This is a genomic window from Corynebacterium guangdongense, assembly GCF_030408915.1.
Classification (GTDB): Bacteria; Actinomycetota; Actinomycetes; order Mycobacteriales; family Mycobacteriaceae; genus Corynebacterium; species Corynebacterium guangdongense.
On sequence record NZ_CP047654.1, the window covers coordinates 486,828 to 501,197 of the forward strand.

Genomic DNA, 14,370 nt, shown 5'->3' on the forward strand with positions numbered 1-14,370 from the left:
CTTTCGGGGGCGGGGGCGGGCCGACGCCGCCCGGGCCTCAGCGCCCTGCCGCGACCTGTACCCCGGGAAAACGCAGCGGGTCGAACATCGGGACCCCGGTGGACAGTGAGCCGGACTCCACCAGATCGGCGAGCAGCTCCCCGACGGCTGGGGCAAACTTGAAACCGTGGCCGGAGAAACCACAGGCGAGGACGACGTTCTCGTGCCCGGCCCGGGGGTCTCTGCCGATGACGAAGTTCTTGTCCGGTGTACTGGTGTACATGCAGGCCTTGGCGTCGATGAACTCCGCGTCGGCAAGCGCGGGGGAGATGAGGGCCAGACGGGCCCGCAGTGCGGCGACCTCGGCGGGTGAGACTGTGCGGTCAAGGGTGTCCGGCGAGGTCGGCAGGCCGTTATGGTGCGCGGCGACCTTCACACCGGGCACCTCACCCTCGAGCCACGGGAATCCGTAGATGTGCTCGCCCGTGCCGTTGTCGTGGATGAACACGGGGCCGTCCCGGAACTCGGCCTCAAAGACGGCGGGGCGCAGCCAGTACATCAGCTGCCTTTCCACGGTGAGCGGGACATTGAGCTGGCCCAGGAGGCGAGGGGTCCAGGCCCCGGCGGTCACGACGGCCTTGCGCGCCGTCACCGTGGTGGAACGGCCGTCGCGGGAGACGTCCACTGTCACGCCCCCGGCAGTCGGGGTGATGGACACCACCTCGGTGTTCTCCCAGACCTCCGCGCCGTGCTCTTGCGCCCGGGCGACCTGCGCGGTGATCGTCTCCTCCGGGATGACAAAACCGGCGGTGTCATCGTGGAAGACGGTGTCGGTGTCCGCGGGGGAGAACTGCGGGAACCTGCGGCGGGCGTCGGCAAGCGAGAGGGTGGAATACGGCAGGCCGTGATCGCGGGCGGCCAGCAGTGAGCCGGTGATGATGGCGGAGGACGCCGGGCCGAAGGAGACGCCGCCGGTGCGGAAGAAAAGGCCGTTACCGCCGTGCCCACGCTGCCAGGCGTCCAGGTCGTCCCAGAGTTCATAGGCGCGGCGCAGCACCGGCACGTAGTCGGGGTGTTCGAAATAGGATTGGTGGATCATGCGGGAACCCCCGTGGCTGGAACCGAGGGCGTGGGCGAGGGTGAACTGCTCCAGGCCCAGTACCCGGTGGCCACGCCGGGCCAGGTGATCCAGCGCCGCCGACCCCATCGCGCCGACACCCACGACTACCGCATCCCACACGACCGAGGAACCTCCCAGGAAGACAACCGAAAATCATCATTTTACCTGTTCATTTCCCAGCTAGGCTGATAATCATGGATATGACAGGCAGGGATTCGGACATGGACGATCTCGACCCCATGGACGACGATTACGAGGAGCTCGATGCGCAGCGGGCGGATCTCGGCCCGCTCACCTCACCCGGGGCGGAGGAGGTGCTCCGCGACATCGAGAGCGACGGCCTCCGGCTCGAAGAGTCCCTCGACGTGGCCGACAGCGAGTACATCGAGGCGGAGGAGGGCGCCCGCATCATCGTGCTGGCCCACCTGGCCGCGGGGGAGGAATCCGACCTTCCCTCCGGTCTCGACGAGGGGGAGCGGGAGCAGCTGCGGGACCCGCGGACGCTGGAGGCGCTGCACGAACTGCTCAACACCGTCCTCTACGACACGCGCTCGGAGCTGCGTCAGGAGCGCCGGGCCGAGGGCGTGCTCAACGACTGGGTAGAGCTGAACCGCTGGCCGCAACCTGGATAGTCAGGAAGCGCAGGTACACTTTCCCGCATGCTCCCCAAGTCCCGCATCTTTTCAGCAACGCTCGTCGGTCTCGGTGTGGCGCTCGTCGCCGGCGGTGCCGCGGCCCCGGCGTTCCTGAACTATGACGGGCGTCTTCCCCTGGACCTGGGCAACACCACGTGGACCCTCCGCGACGACTCGGCCAGCACCCGGCTGATCACCGACGGGCGCGTGCTCGAGGTGCCGGTGACCCGCCAGCTGCACCTGGACGTCCAGCAGCCGGCGACGCAGGACGTGGCGGGGGTGCGGATCGGCTCGACGTGGATGCGCGACTCCTTCCAGGACGAGCAGGAGCGGCTGATCGAGGCGTCCACGTGGAGTTACACGATGGACCGCGTCAGCGGGCAGGCGCAGACCCCGGCGACGCTGGCGCACACCATAGGCATGCCCCCGGAGGAGGTGGACGTCGACGGGGTCTGGCTGAAGTTCCCCTCGGACGCTGAGCAGACCACCTATGACGTCTTCGACGAGACCCTGCGCCAGGCCCGGCCCGCCACCTACATCGATTCCCAGGAGCGTGAGGGGCGCACCATCCACCACTACCGCCAGGTGATCGAACCCACGAACGTCGCCGAGCTGCACGACGGTCTCTTCGTCGCCGGGGAAATCGACGGACGGCCGGCGCCGCTGTTCCATTCGGTCACCCGCGACCTGTACGTCGACCAGATCAGCGGCGTCGTCATCGACGCGGAGGTGGCGGTCGACGACTATTACGCCTTCACCGCGGAAGGCCCGGAGCGTCAGACCGTCCTCACCTTCGAGGGGGAGCGGGATGAGGCGCAGGTGGCCGCGGCCCTCGCGGAGGTCAAGGACATCCATGGTCAGGCCACCGCGCGGCTTATCCAGTGGGCGGTCATCGGGGTGGGGGTCCTGCTCGCCCTGGCGGGGCTGATCGGCGCCTTCGCCACGGGCGCGCGCACCCGGCGGCGGCCGCCGGGCGGGGGCGACGCCGGCTCGGGGCAGTGACGGCGATCCGGAGTCGGTTTGGGGCGGAGCGCGATCTCGGTGGTAGGCTGACCGGAAATCAGGGCGACACGCGGGATGGGTCGCTCGCCTTTACAGGCATCAAAAAATGGTATAGGGTACAACGTTGCGCTGGAATCTGATCCGGGGTCGCGGTACGAGCCTTGTTTAACGGACTTGAGAAAGTCAACTTGACAAGGTGACTTTTTGCTATTCCGGGGTCATTTTCCACAGCAGACCGAATGCTAAAATACCAGCGGAATGGGCGGATCCCTGTTAGCCAGAGTGGGGACCGCCATCCGCGTGAGGTGCTGGAAGGACCCATCTTGGCAGTCTCCCGCCAGACCAAGTCAGTGGCCGACATCCCTGGAACTCCGAAGCGATACTCTTTCGCGAAGATCACGGAGCCAGTCGAAGTCCCGGGCCTCCTCGACGTTCAGCTCGATTCTTTCGCATGGCTCGTCGGTGCGCCTGATTGGCGCGCCCGCGAGCAGGAAGAGCGTGGGCAGGACACCCGCATCACGAGCGGACTCGAGGACATCCTGGAGGAACTCAGCCCGATCACCGATTACTCGGGCAACATGTCCCTGACCCTCTCCGAACCGCGCTTCGAGCCGGTCAAGCACTCCGTCGACGAGTGCAAGGAGAAGGACATGAACTACTCCGCGCAGCTCTACGTCACCGCGGAGTTCGAGAACAAGGAGTCTCTCGAAATCAAGTCCCAGACCGTGTTCATCGGCGATTTCCCGCTGATGACCGACAAGGGCACCTTCATCGTCAACGGCACCGAGCGTGTCGTCGTCTCCCAGCTCGTCCGCTCCCCGGGCGTGTACTTCGACATGTCCATCGACAAGTCGACCGAGCGCCCGCTGCATGCGGTCAAGGTCATCCCGTCCCGCGGCGCCTGGCTGGAGTTCGACGTCGACAAGAAGGACACCGTCGGCGTCCGCATCGACCGCAAGCGTCGTCAGCCGGTCACCGTGCTGCTCAAGGCGCTGGGTTGGTCCACCGAGAAGATCACCGAGCGCTTCGGCTTCTCCGAGCTGATGATGACCACCCTCGAGAACGACGGCATCGCCAACACGGACGAGGCCCTGCTCGAGATCTACCGCAAGCAGCGCCCGGGTGAGCAGCCGACCCGCGATCTGGCCATGAGCCTGATCGAGAACGCCTTCTTCAACGCCAAGCGCTACGACCTGGCCAAGGTCGGCCGCTACAAGGTCAACCGCAAGCTCGGCCTGGGCGGCGACCACGACGGTCTGACCACCCTGACCGAAGAGGACATCGCCACCACCATCGAGTACCTCGTGCGTCTGCACGCCGGTGAGCGCGAGATGACCTCCCCGGACGGCACCACCATCCCGCTGAACACCGACGACATCGACCACTTCGGCAACCGTCGTCTGCGCACCGTCGGCGAGCTGATCCAGAACCAGGTCCGCGTCGGCCTGTCCCGCATGGAGCGTGTCGTGCGCGAGCGCATGACCACCCAGGACGCCGAGGCCATCACCCCGACCTCGCTGATCAACGTGCGCCCGGTCTCCGCGGCCATCCGCGAGTTCTTCGGCACCTCCCAGCTGTCCCAGTTCATGGACCAGAACAACTCGCTGTCGGGCCTGACCCACAAGCGTCGTCTGTCCGCGCTGGGCCCGGGCGGTCTGTCCCGTGAGCGCGCCGGCATCGAGGTCCGAGACGTCCACCCGTCCCACTACGGCCGCATGTGCCCGATTGAGACCCCTGAGGGACCGAACATCGGTCTGATCGGCTCCCTGGCTCAGTACGCGCGCGTCAACCCCTTCGGGTTCATCGAGACCCCGTACCAGAAGGTCGTCGACGGCCGCGTCACCGGTGAGATCGACTTCCTCACCGCCGACGAGGAGGATCGCTACGCCATCGCGCAGGCGACCACCGAGCAGGACGAGGACGGCAACCTGGTCGAGGAACGCATCGAGGTCCGCCTCAAGGACGGCGACATCGCCGTCGCCTCGGCCGCCAACGTCGACTACCTCGACATCTCCCCGCGCCAGATGGTCTCCGTCGGCACCGCCATGATTCCGTTCCTGGAGCATGACGACGCCAACCGTGCCCTCATGGGCGCCAACATGCAGAAGCAGGCGGTGCCGCTGCTGCGTGCGGAGTCCGCCTACGTCGGCACCGGCATCGAGTCCCGCGCCGCCTACGACGCGGGTGACATGGTCATCTCCGTCAAGGCCGGTGTGGTGGAGAACGTCTCCGCCGACTACATCACCATCATGGACGACAACGGCATCCGTGACTCCTACCAGCTGCGCAAGTTCGAGCGCACCAACCAGGGCACCTGCTACAACCAGAAGCCGCTGGTCGACCTCGGCCAGCGTGTCGAGGCCGGCCAGGTCATCGCCGACGGCCCGGGCACCAAGGACGGCGAGCTCGCCCTCGGCCGCAACCTGCTGGTCGCCTTCATGCCGTGGGAGGGCCACAACTACGAGGATGCGATCATCCTCAACCAGTCCGTGGTCGAGCAGGACATCCTGACCTCCATCCACATCGAGGAGCACGAGATCGACGCCCGCGACACCAAGCTCGGTGCCGAGGAGATCACCCGTGAGATCCCGAACGTGTCCGAGGACGTCCTGCGCGACCTCGACGACCGCGGCATCGTGCGCATCGGCGCCGACGTCCGCGACGGCGACATCCTCGTCGGCAAGGTCACCCCGAAGGGCGAGACCGAGCTGACCCCGGAGGAGCGTCTGCTGCGCGCCATCTTCGGCGAGAAGGCCCGCGAGGTCCGCGACACCTCCCTGAAGGTTCCGCACGGTGAGCAGGGCAAGGTCATCGGCGTCACCCGCTTCTCCCGCGAGGACGACGACGATCTGGCCCCGGGCGTCAACGAGATGATCCGCGTCTACGTCGCCACCAAGCGCAAGATCCAGGACGGCGACAAGATGGCCGGCCGCCACGGCAACAAGGGCGTCGTCGGCAAGATCCTCCCGCCGGAGGACATGCCGTTCATGGCCGACGGCACGCCGGTCGACATCATCCTGAACACCCACGGTGTTCCGCGCCGTATGAACATCGGCCAGGTCCTCGAGATCCACCTGGGCTGGCTGGCGCACGCCGGCTGGACCGTGGACCCGGAGGACCCGAAGAACGAGGAACTGATCAAGACCCTGCCGAAGGAGCTCTACGACGTCCCGGCCGGCTCCCTGACCGCCACCCCGGTGTTCGACGGCGCCTCCAACCAGGAGCTCGCCGGCCTGCTGGCCAACTCCAAGCCGAACCGGGACGGCGACGTCATGGTCGACCCGGACGGCAAGGCCCAGCTCTTCGACGGCCGCTCCGGCGAGCCGTTCAAGTACCCGGTCTCCGTGGGCTACATGTACATGCTCAAGCTGCACCACCTGGTCGACGAGAAGATTCACGCCCGTTCCACCGGCCCGTACTCCATGATCACCCAGCAGCCGCTGGGCGGTAAGGCGCAGTTCGGTGGCCAGCGCTTCGGCGAGATGGAGGTGTGGGCGATGCAGGCGTACGGCGCCGCCTACACCCTCCAGGAGCTGCTGACCATCAAGTCCGATGACGTCGTCGGCCGCGTGAAGGTCTACGAGGCCATCGTCAAGGGCGACAACATCCCGGATCCGGGCATCCCGGAGTCCTTCAAGGTCCTCCTCAAGGAGCTGCAGTCCCTGTGCCTGAACGTCGAGGTCCTCTCGGCCGACGGCACCCCGATGGAGCTCACCGGCGACGATGACGACGAGGCCACCTCCTCGCTGGGCATCAACCTGTCCCGCGACGAGGGCTCCTCGGCGGACATCGCCTAAGACCCGCGCCTGGTCCCGCGTCGGCAAGCACCGGCTTGACGACGCGGGACGCTCGACACAATTTTCTATATACGCCAAAACAACATCCCTCCACTGAGGAGGGGAAAGGGAGTTACGTGTTCGACGTAAACCTCTTCGACGAGCTCCGTATCGGCCTGGCCAGCGCGGAGGACATCGAGCGATGGTCCCACGGCGAGGTCAAGAAGCCGGAGACCATCAACTACCGCACCCTCAAGCCGGAGAAGGACGGTCTCTTCTGCGAGCGCATCTTCGGCCCCACCCGTGACTGGGAGTGCGCCTGCGGCAAGTACAAGCGCGTCCGTTACAAGGGCATCATCTGTGAGCGCTGTGGCGTCGAGGTGACCAAGTCCAAGGTTCGCCGTGAGCGCATGGGCCACATCAAGCTGGCCGCCCCGGTCACCCACATCTGGTACTTCAAGGGCGTCCCGTCCCGTCTGGGTTACCTGCTGGATCTCGCTCCGAAGGACCTGGAGCGCATCATCTACTTCGCCGCCAACATCATCACCACCGTTGACGACGAGGCCCGCCACAACGACCTGTCCACCCTCGAGGCAGAGATGCTCGTCGAGAAGAAGGAAGTTGAGGAGGAGGTCAACGAGGAAATCGCCGAGCGTGCCGCAAAGCTCGAGGAGGACCTCGCTGAGCTCGAGGAGGTCGGCGCCAAGGCCGACGCCCGCAACAAGGTCAAGAAGGCCGCGGACAAGGAGATGCAGCACATCCGCGAGCGCGGCGAGCGAGAGATCGACCGCCTCGACGAGATCTGGAACACCTTCGTCAAGCTGGCCCCGAAGCAGATGATCATCGACGAGAACATCTACGAGGAGCTCGTCGACCGCTACGAGGATTACTTCACCGGCGGCATGGGTGCCGAGGCGATTCAGACCCTGATTCGCAACTTCGACATCGACGCCGAGGCCGAGGAACTCGCCGACGTCATCAACAACGGCAAGGGCCAGAAGAAGATGCGCGCCCTCAAGCGCCTCAAGGTCGTCGCCGCGTTCCAGCGCTCCCGCAACGATCCCTCCGCCATGATCCTGGACGCGGTCCCGGTGATCCCGCCGGAGCTGCGCCCGATGGTCCAGCTCGACGGTGGCCGTTTCGCCACCTCCGACCTCAACGACCTCTACCGTCGCGTGATCAACCGCAACAACCGTCTCAAGCGCATGATTGAGCTCGGTGCCCCGGAGATCATCGTCAACAACGAGAAGCGCATGCTTCAGGAGTCCGTGGACGCGCTCTTCGACAACGGCCGCCGCGGCCGTCCGGTCACCGGACCGGGCAACCGTCCGCTGAAGTCCCTGTCTGACCTGCTCAAGGGCAAGCAGGGCCGCTTCCGCCAGAACCTGCTGGGCAAGCGCGTCGACTACTCCGGCCGTTCCGTCATCATCGTCGGTCCGCAGCTGAAGCTCCACGAGTGTGGTCTGCCGAAGCTGATGGCCCTCGAACTGTTCAAGCCGTTCGTGATGAAGCGTCTGGTCGAGAACGACTACGCGCAGAACATCAAGTCCGCCAAGCGCATGGTCGAGCGCCAGCGACCGGAGGTCTGGGACGTCCTCGAGGAGGCCATCTCCGAGCACCCGGTCATGCTGAACCGTGCCCCGACCCTGCACCGTCTGGGCATCCAGGCGTTCGAGCCGAAGCTCGTCGAGGGCAAGGCCATCCAGCTGCACCCGCTGGCGTGTGAGGCCTTCAACGCCGACTTCGACGGTGACCAGATGGCTGTCCACCTGCCGCTGTCCGCCGAGGCGCAGGCTGAGGCCCGTGTCCTGATGCTGTCCTCCAACAACATCCTGTCCCCGGCGTCGGGCAAGCCGCTGGCCATGCCGCGCCTGGACATGGTCACCGGCCTGTACTACCTGACCATGGACAAGTCCGAGGATGAGATCGGCGGCCAGGGCGCCTACCAGCCGGCCACCGACGAGGCGCCGGCGCAGGGCGTGTACTCCTCCTACGCCGAGGCCATCATGGCCATGGATCTGGGTGTCCTGGGTCTGCAGGCTCCGATCCAGGTCCGCATCGACCACCTCCGCCCGCCGGCGGAGATCGAGGCCGAGCAGTTCCCGGACGGGTGGGAGAAGGGGCAGACCTGGTCGACCACCACGACCATCGGCCGCATCATGTTCAACGAGCTGCTGCCGTGGAACTACCCGTACCTTGAGGGCGTCATGGTCCGCAAGGGCGGCGGATCCAACAAGATCCTGCTGGGCGACGTCATCCAGGACCTCACGGAGCGCTACCCGATGATCGCGGTCGCGCAGACCCTGGACAAGATGAAGGACGCCGGTTTCTACTGGTCCACCCGCTCCGGTGTGACCATCTCCATGTCCGACGTCATCGTCCTCCCGAACAAGGAGGAGATCCTCGAGTCCTACGAGCGCGAGGCCGAGAACATCGAGAACAAGTTCTGGGTCCGCGGTGCGCTAACCGAGCGCGAGCGCTACGACCGTCTGGTCGAGCTCTGGCAGGACGCCACCAACGTGGTGGGTCAGGCCGTCGAGGACCTGTACCCGGACGACAACCCGATTCCGATGATCGTGAAGTCGGGCGCCGCCGGTAACATGCGTCAGATCTGGACCCTGGCCGGCATGAAGGGCATGGTCGTGAACTCCAAGGGTGAGTACATCACCCGCCCGATCAAGACCTCCTTCCGTGAGGGCCTGTCGGTCATGGAGTACTTCAACAACTCGCACGGTTCCCGTAAGGGCCTGGCCGACACCGCGCTGCGTACCGCCGACTCGGGCTACCTGACCCGTCGTCTGGTCGACGTCGCGCAGGACGTCATCGTCCGCGAGTCCGACTGCGGCACCCGTCAGGGCGTCCGCGTCCCGGCCGCCGAGCCGCTTCTCGACGCCGAGGGCAACGTGTCCGGCTACACCCGCCACTCCCTGGTCGAGACCTCACTGTCCGGCCGCGTCATGGCCGGTGACCTGAAGGACGCCGAGGGCAACGTCGTCGTCGAGTCCGGCACCGACCTGACCGAGGAGCTCATCGACAAGATCGTCGAGAGCGGCATCACCGAGGTCAAGGTCCGCTCCGTGCTGACCTGCCAGACCCCGTCCGGCGTCTGCGCCAAGTGCTACGGCAAGTCCATGGCCTCCGGCCACCTGGTCGACATCGGCGAGGCCGTCGGCATCGTCGCCGCCCAGTCCATCGGTGAGCCGGGCACCCAGCTGACCATGCGTACCTTCCACCAGGGCGGCGTCGGCGGCGACATCACCGGCGGTCTGCCGCGTGTCCAGGAGCTGTTCGAGGCCCGCGTGCCGAAGAACCGCGCTCCGATCGCCTCCGTGGCCGGCACCATCTCACTGGAGGACGAGGGCAACTTCTGGACCCTGCGCATCTCCCCGGATGACGGCGGCGACGACGTCATCTACGAGAAGCTCTCGAAGCGTCAGGGCCTGGCCCAGGTCCGTCGTCCGATGGAGTCGAACCCGTCCGCCATGATCGAGCGCTCCCTGCGCGAGGGCGACCACGTCGAGGTGGGCGACCGCCTCCTGCGTGGTGCGGCCGACCCGCACGACGTCCTCGACGTCCTCGGTCGTCGTGGCGTGGAGAAGCACCTCATCGACGAGGTCCAGGCCGTCTACCGCACCCAGGGTGTGGCCATCCATGACAAGCACATCGAGATCATCATCCGTCAGATGCTGCGTCGCGGCACGGTCATCGACGCGGGTTCCACCAACCTGCTGCCGGGCACCCTGTCCGACCTCTCCGAGGCCAAGCAGGTCAACTCCGCGGCCCTCGCCGAGGGCGGCCAGCCGGCTGAGCTGCGCTCCGAGATCATGGGCATCACCAAGGCCTCCCTGGCCACCGAGTCCTGGCTGTCGGCCGCCTCCTTCCAGGAGACCACCCGCGTCCTCACCGACGCGGCGATCAACAAGCGCTCCGACAAGCTCCTCGGCCTCAAGGAGAACGTGATCATCGGTAAGCTGATCCCGGCCGGTACGGGTATCTCGCGCTACCGCAACATCACGGTGAAGCCGACCGAGGCGGCCCGCAACGCGGCCTACTCGATCCCGTCCTACTCGGACAGCATCTACGGCGACGACGGCTACGGTGAGTTCACCGGCGCCTCCGTCCCGCTGGATGAGGCGTTCTAGGCTGACCGGCTTATCTGGCTAGCACGGTCTGCGTGCCGACGCCTCGGCGTCTCCCCAGTGCGGGAGGCCCGGGGCGTCGGCCTTTTCCGGCTATTTCCGGGGCACCCGGAGAACGTCGGTGCCGCCCATGAGGGCGAAGGAGCGGATGACGATCGTCGGGGCGTCGGCGGGAAGCTCGCTCATCTTCACCGTCACGCCCGGCGCGTCCTTGAGCCCGGTGCCGCCCATGAGGGCGAAGCCCTCCAGGACGACCCGGAAATCCTCCGGAACCTTGACTTCGGCGCCGCCCATGACGTCGATGGTGGTCAGCACCGTGCGTTGGGCGGCCAGGCGGGCGTCGGTGAAGTCGAATTCACTGCCGCCCATGATGTTGATGCTGGTGTGCGTCGGGGCGCACTGCCAGTCGCCGGTGAGCTCGGCGCCGCCCATGATCGCGACGCTCAGGCGGCTGCCGTCGGTGGCGGGCACGACCTGGGTGCGGGTCACGTCGTGCTGTTCGGGCGAGCGGTCGAGGACCGCGTGCGGATCGGGGGTGAGGTCGGCGAGCAGGGCGGGCAACTCGTCGCGGTAGATCGCGGCCCAGGCAGTGCCGGAACGTTCCTCGAATTCCGTGGGGCTGATCTGGGCCGCGGTCAGCGCGCGGCCGAGGGCCTCGACGGTGGCGTGGCGTTCGGCGTCGGTGGCCCGCCGACGCGGCGCGGGGGTGGGGTCGGTGCTCATGGTGGCTTCGCTTTCTGCCGGGGTGGTCGGGCGTACTCACCGCCAGTAAACACAGAAAAGCGCGCCGTGGCGACGCGGAACGCCCCGCCCTCCCTGGTGGGGGAGGACGGGGCGTCGTCAAGCGGCGGGATCCTAGTCGAGCTTGAGCAGCACCTTCGAGGAGCCGGTCGAGCGGTCGGCGGCGGTGGCGAAGGCCTCCTCCGCCTGCTCGATCGGGAACTCATGGGTCAGCAGGGCAGTGACGTCCATGCCCTGCGCCATGGCCTCGAGAGCCTCGGTGACCTCGTCGATGAAGCGGTAGGAGCCGATCCAGGTGATCTCGCGGGTGACGAGCTGACCGAGATCGAACTGGGCGGCCTGGCCCGGCAGGTTGCCGACCTGGACCAGGGTGCCGCCGCGGCGGGTGGCCAGCAGCAGACCGCCGATGGCGGCGGGGGCGCCGGAGGCGTCGAAGACCACCTCGAAATCGCCCGGCAGCTCCTCCCGGGAGGCGTTGACTGTGTGGTCGGCGCCCATGCGGGCGGCGATCTCCAGGGAGGAGTCGGCGAGATCGGCGGCCCAGATCTCGCCGGCGCCCCGGAACTTGGCGGCGGCGACGACCAGCAGGCCGATCGGTCCGACGCCGTTGACCAGAACGCGCTTGCCCGCGAGGTCACCGGCCCGGGAGACGGCGTGGAAGGCGACGCCGGCCGGCTCGGCGGCGGCGGCCTCGCGGGTGCTCACACCCTCCGGGATGGCGCGCAGCTGCTCGGCACGGACCACCCGGTAAGTGGAGAACCCGCCCTGCTCGTGCGGCAGGAAGGCGGCGGAGCCGAAGTAGCGGACCTCGGGCCAGAGGTTGGTGCGGTCCGCGAGTTCCTCGGGGACCTCGTGGTCGCCGACCAGGGTCGCCGGGTTGAAGGTGACGGTCTGGCCGATCCGCCAGTCCTCGACGCCCTCGCCGAGGGCGTCGATGCGGCCGGCGACCTCGTGGCCGAGGATGAGCGGCTCGCGCAGCACGGCCGTGCCGGAGACGCCCGACTTCCAGTAGGCGATGTCGGAGCCGCAGATGCCGCCGTACTCCATGGCGACGCGGACTTCACCCGGGCCGGGGGTCGGATCCGGCACCTCGGCGACGCGCAGGTTGTTGGCTTCGGAAATGATGACGGCTTTCATGGTCACTCCTTGGTGGGGGGTTGGTCGATGGAATCCAGAATAAGTCGTACTAACCGACGAGTCCGAGAACGCCCACCGCGAAGATCGCGACAGCGGAGAGCAGCAGGAAGAACGTGAACAGGTTGCCGTCCTTGAGCCGGGGATCGGTCTGGGTGCGCGAGAGGTAGAGGGTGGAGACGGCGACCAGCATCAGGTAGATCGCGTTGAGGGTGCCGCCCAGCAGAACGAGGAAGAGGGGCGATTGCGCGAAGGTGGCCAGGGAGCCCCAGGCCAGCGGCATGATGATCATGAGGACGCGCATCACGCGGTCGCGCTTCTTCTGGTCGGACCACTGGTAGAGGTTGAAGGTGGCCAGGGAGGCGGCCGTCTGGCGGGCCAGACCCGGCACGTTGGCCAGAATCGTCTTGTACAGGGCGACGGCGGCGAAGACGAGGAACAGCGGCCCGGCCCAGCCGCCCATGGTGTCGGTGAAGATTCGGGAGATGGTGTCGATCAGCGCGCTGCCCTCGACCTCGAGGCCCTGCTTGTAGAGCACCGTCGCGCCGAGCATGTAGAAGGCCACGGTGGACAGGGTGTAGACGACCCAGGCCACCCAGGCGTCCTTCTTCATCACGGCGATCCAGCCGCGGGCCCGGCGGACCCAGGCGTCGGAGCCGTCGTTGGGGCCGGACCAGGCGGCGTAACCCTTCTCGACGACCCAGAAGGAGTAGCCGGTGATCTCGCCGGCGCCGACGCCGGTGAGGCCGAACATGGACAGGGCGATGCCCATGGACCCGGCGGCGATCTGGAAGCGCATGCCATCGGCGAGCTCGGCGCCCGACCAGGCGAACTCGGTGCCCTGGATGCCGAAGACCATGAGGACGATCAGGGCGGTGACGATGAACACCAGCCAGGTCGAGACCTTCTCGATGAGGTTGTAGCTGTTGCGCTGGTGGATGATGATGGCCAGCAGAATCATGATCCAGACCCAGATGCTGATGGAGATCGGGGAGTTGGGTGCGCCGCCGATGGGCATGAGCATGCTCAGCGCGACTGCGGCTGAGCCGACCACGCCGGCCTGGCTCGTCATGAACTGGAAGAACATCGCCAGGACGATGTAGGAGGGCCAGCCGCGTCCGGCGATCCTGGGCTTGACCTCGTCGTAGCCGAAGACGGCGGGCTTGCCGGTGGAGATGGACCAGCGGGCGATCTCGATCTGGATGAAGACCTTGACGAAGGTCGAGACCAGAATCAGCCACAGGAGCATCATACCGACGCGGGAACCCAGCGTGGTGGCGGTGATGAGCTCGCCGGAACCCACGACGGCCGCGGAGGTGATCATTCCCGGGCCCAGGAACTTCATGGAGGCCCGCCACCCGCGGGGAGGATCCTGAATCTGGGAGCCGTCGATGACGTAGGGGTCGTGGACGTGATCGTCGAGCGTGGTCTCGGCGCCGCCCGGGCTGTCCGGGCCCGGCTGGGCAGCAGGGGAACTGTCGACTGCATGACTCACGGGTGAGCCTCCTTCAATGCTTGGCCCCGTCCGGCTCACCGTCAGGGGCAAGCCCGAAGCGGTGGGTGAGCGCCGGCGGGAGCCGGACGATCAGGACGGGGGATTTAGTGTTATGAGAGTATGTACAAAAGGCGTGTGACCTCAATCGGAAGGTTGACAATCGGTGTGATAGGCCACATTTCCTAGGAAAACCTAGCCCATTCCGGGGGTAAAGTAGGGGTAAAGGTGCGATCTATGATGGTTCGCGATTTCCGATTGGCGATGACGGGTCCGGGCGGATGTGGAGGGCGTGCCGGCCAAGCGATTTTGGACCTGCCGTTCGGCGTGGTAGTCTCACGGGCAGTCCCAC

General features: G+C 66.7%; 8 protein-coding genes. 4 read left to right on the top strand and 4 right to left on the bottom strand.

What is annotated here, in order from left to right; translation table 11 throughout:
• Positions 1–37 precede the first annotated feature (37 nt).
• Positions 38–1,219, bottom strand: a complete 1,182-nt coding sequence (gene solA / locus CGUA_RS02345; protein WP_290197313.1) for an N-methyl-L-tryptophan oxidase — start codon at positions 1,217–1,219, stop codon at positions 38–40.
• Between the two features lie 101 nt (positions 1,220–1,320).
• Between solA and CGUA_RS02350 the strand changes: the two genes are divergently transcribed.
• The 4 genes from CGUA_RS02350 (at position 1,321) to CGUA_RS02365 (ending at position 10,654) form a co-directional block, all read left to right on the top strand.
• The gene (locus tag CGUA_RS02350) at positions 1,321–1,731 is read left to right on the top strand and encodes a hypothetical protein (protein WP_290197315.1); all 411 of its coding nucleotides are present in this window, start codon (positions 1,321–1,323) and stop codon (positions 1,729–1,731) included.
• A 27-nt stretch (positions 1,732–1,758) separates the two neighbouring features.
• Positions 1,759–2,736 carry a cell envelope lipid trafficking protein PgfA gene (gene pgfA / locus CGUA_RS02355; protein WP_290197317.1) on the top strand — a complete coding sequence of 326 codons (978 nt, stop codon included), beginning with the start codon at positions 1,759–1,761 and terminating at the stop codon, positions 2,734–2,736.
• A gap of 305 nt (positions 2,737–3,041) precedes the next feature.
• Positions 3,042–6,533 carry a DNA-directed RNA polymerase subunit beta gene (rpoB, locus tag CGUA_RS02360; RefSeq protein WP_290197320.1) on the top strand — a complete coding sequence of 1,164 codons (3,492 nt, stop codon included), beginning with the start codon at positions 3,042–3,044 and terminating at the stop codon, positions 6,531–6,533.
• A 116-nt stretch (positions 6,534–6,649) separates the two neighbouring features.
• Complete coding sequence (locus CGUA_RS02365; protein ID WP_290197322.1) at positions 6,650–10,654, top strand: DNA-directed RNA polymerase subunit beta'; 4,005 nt, start codon at positions 6,650–6,652, stop codon at positions 10,652–10,654.
• 90 nt (positions 10,655–10,744) lie between these two features.
• Here the strand turns inward: CGUA_RS02365 and CGUA_RS02370 are convergent, their stop codons facing one another.
• The 3 genes from CGUA_RS02370 to CGUA_RS02380 all read right to left on the bottom strand — a co-directional run bounded on the left by CGUA_RS02370 (position 10,745) and on the right by CGUA_RS02380 (position 14,021).
• Positions 10,745–11,374 (bottom strand): DUF1707 SHOCT-like domain-containing protein, encoded by a 630-nt coding sequence (locus tag CGUA_RS02370; RefSeq protein ID WP_290197324.1) that lies wholly within the window; start codon positions 11,372–11,374, stop codon positions 10,745–10,747.
• Between the two features lie 132 nt (positions 11,375–11,506).
• Positions 11,507–12,529, bottom strand: coding sequence for an L-idonate 5-dehydrogenase (locus tag CGUA_RS02375; protein WP_290197326.1), 1,023 nt, complete (start codon positions 12,527–12,529; stop codon positions 11,507–11,509).
• Between the two features lie 49 nt (positions 12,530–12,578).
• Positions 12,579–14,021, bottom strand: coding sequence for an Nramp family divalent metal transporter (locus tag CGUA_RS02380; RefSeq protein ID WP_290197328.1), 1,443 nt, complete (start codon positions 14,019–14,021; stop codon positions 12,579–12,581).
• Positions 14,022–14,370 lie beyond the last annotated feature (349 nt).

What these genes read in the sequence shown, in the direction of transcription:
- CGUA_RS02375 (WP_290197326.1), bottom strand. Translation starts at nt 12,529, where the DNA reads ATGAAAGCCGTCATCATTTCCGAAGCCAACAACCTGCGCGTCGCCGAG.
- CGUA_RS02370 (WP_290197324.1), bottom strand. Translation starts at nt 11,374, where the DNA reads ATGAGCACCGACCCCACCCCCGCGCCGCGTCGGCGGGCCACCGACGCC.
- pgfA (WP_290197317.1), top strand. Translation starts at nt 1,759, where the DNA reads ATGCTCCCCAAGTCCCGCATCTTTTCAGCAACGCTCGTCGGTCTCGGT.
- CGUA_RS02350 (WP_290197315.1), top strand. Translation starts at nt 1,321, where the DNA reads ATGGACGATCTCGACCCCATGGACGACGATTACGAGGAGCTCGATGCG.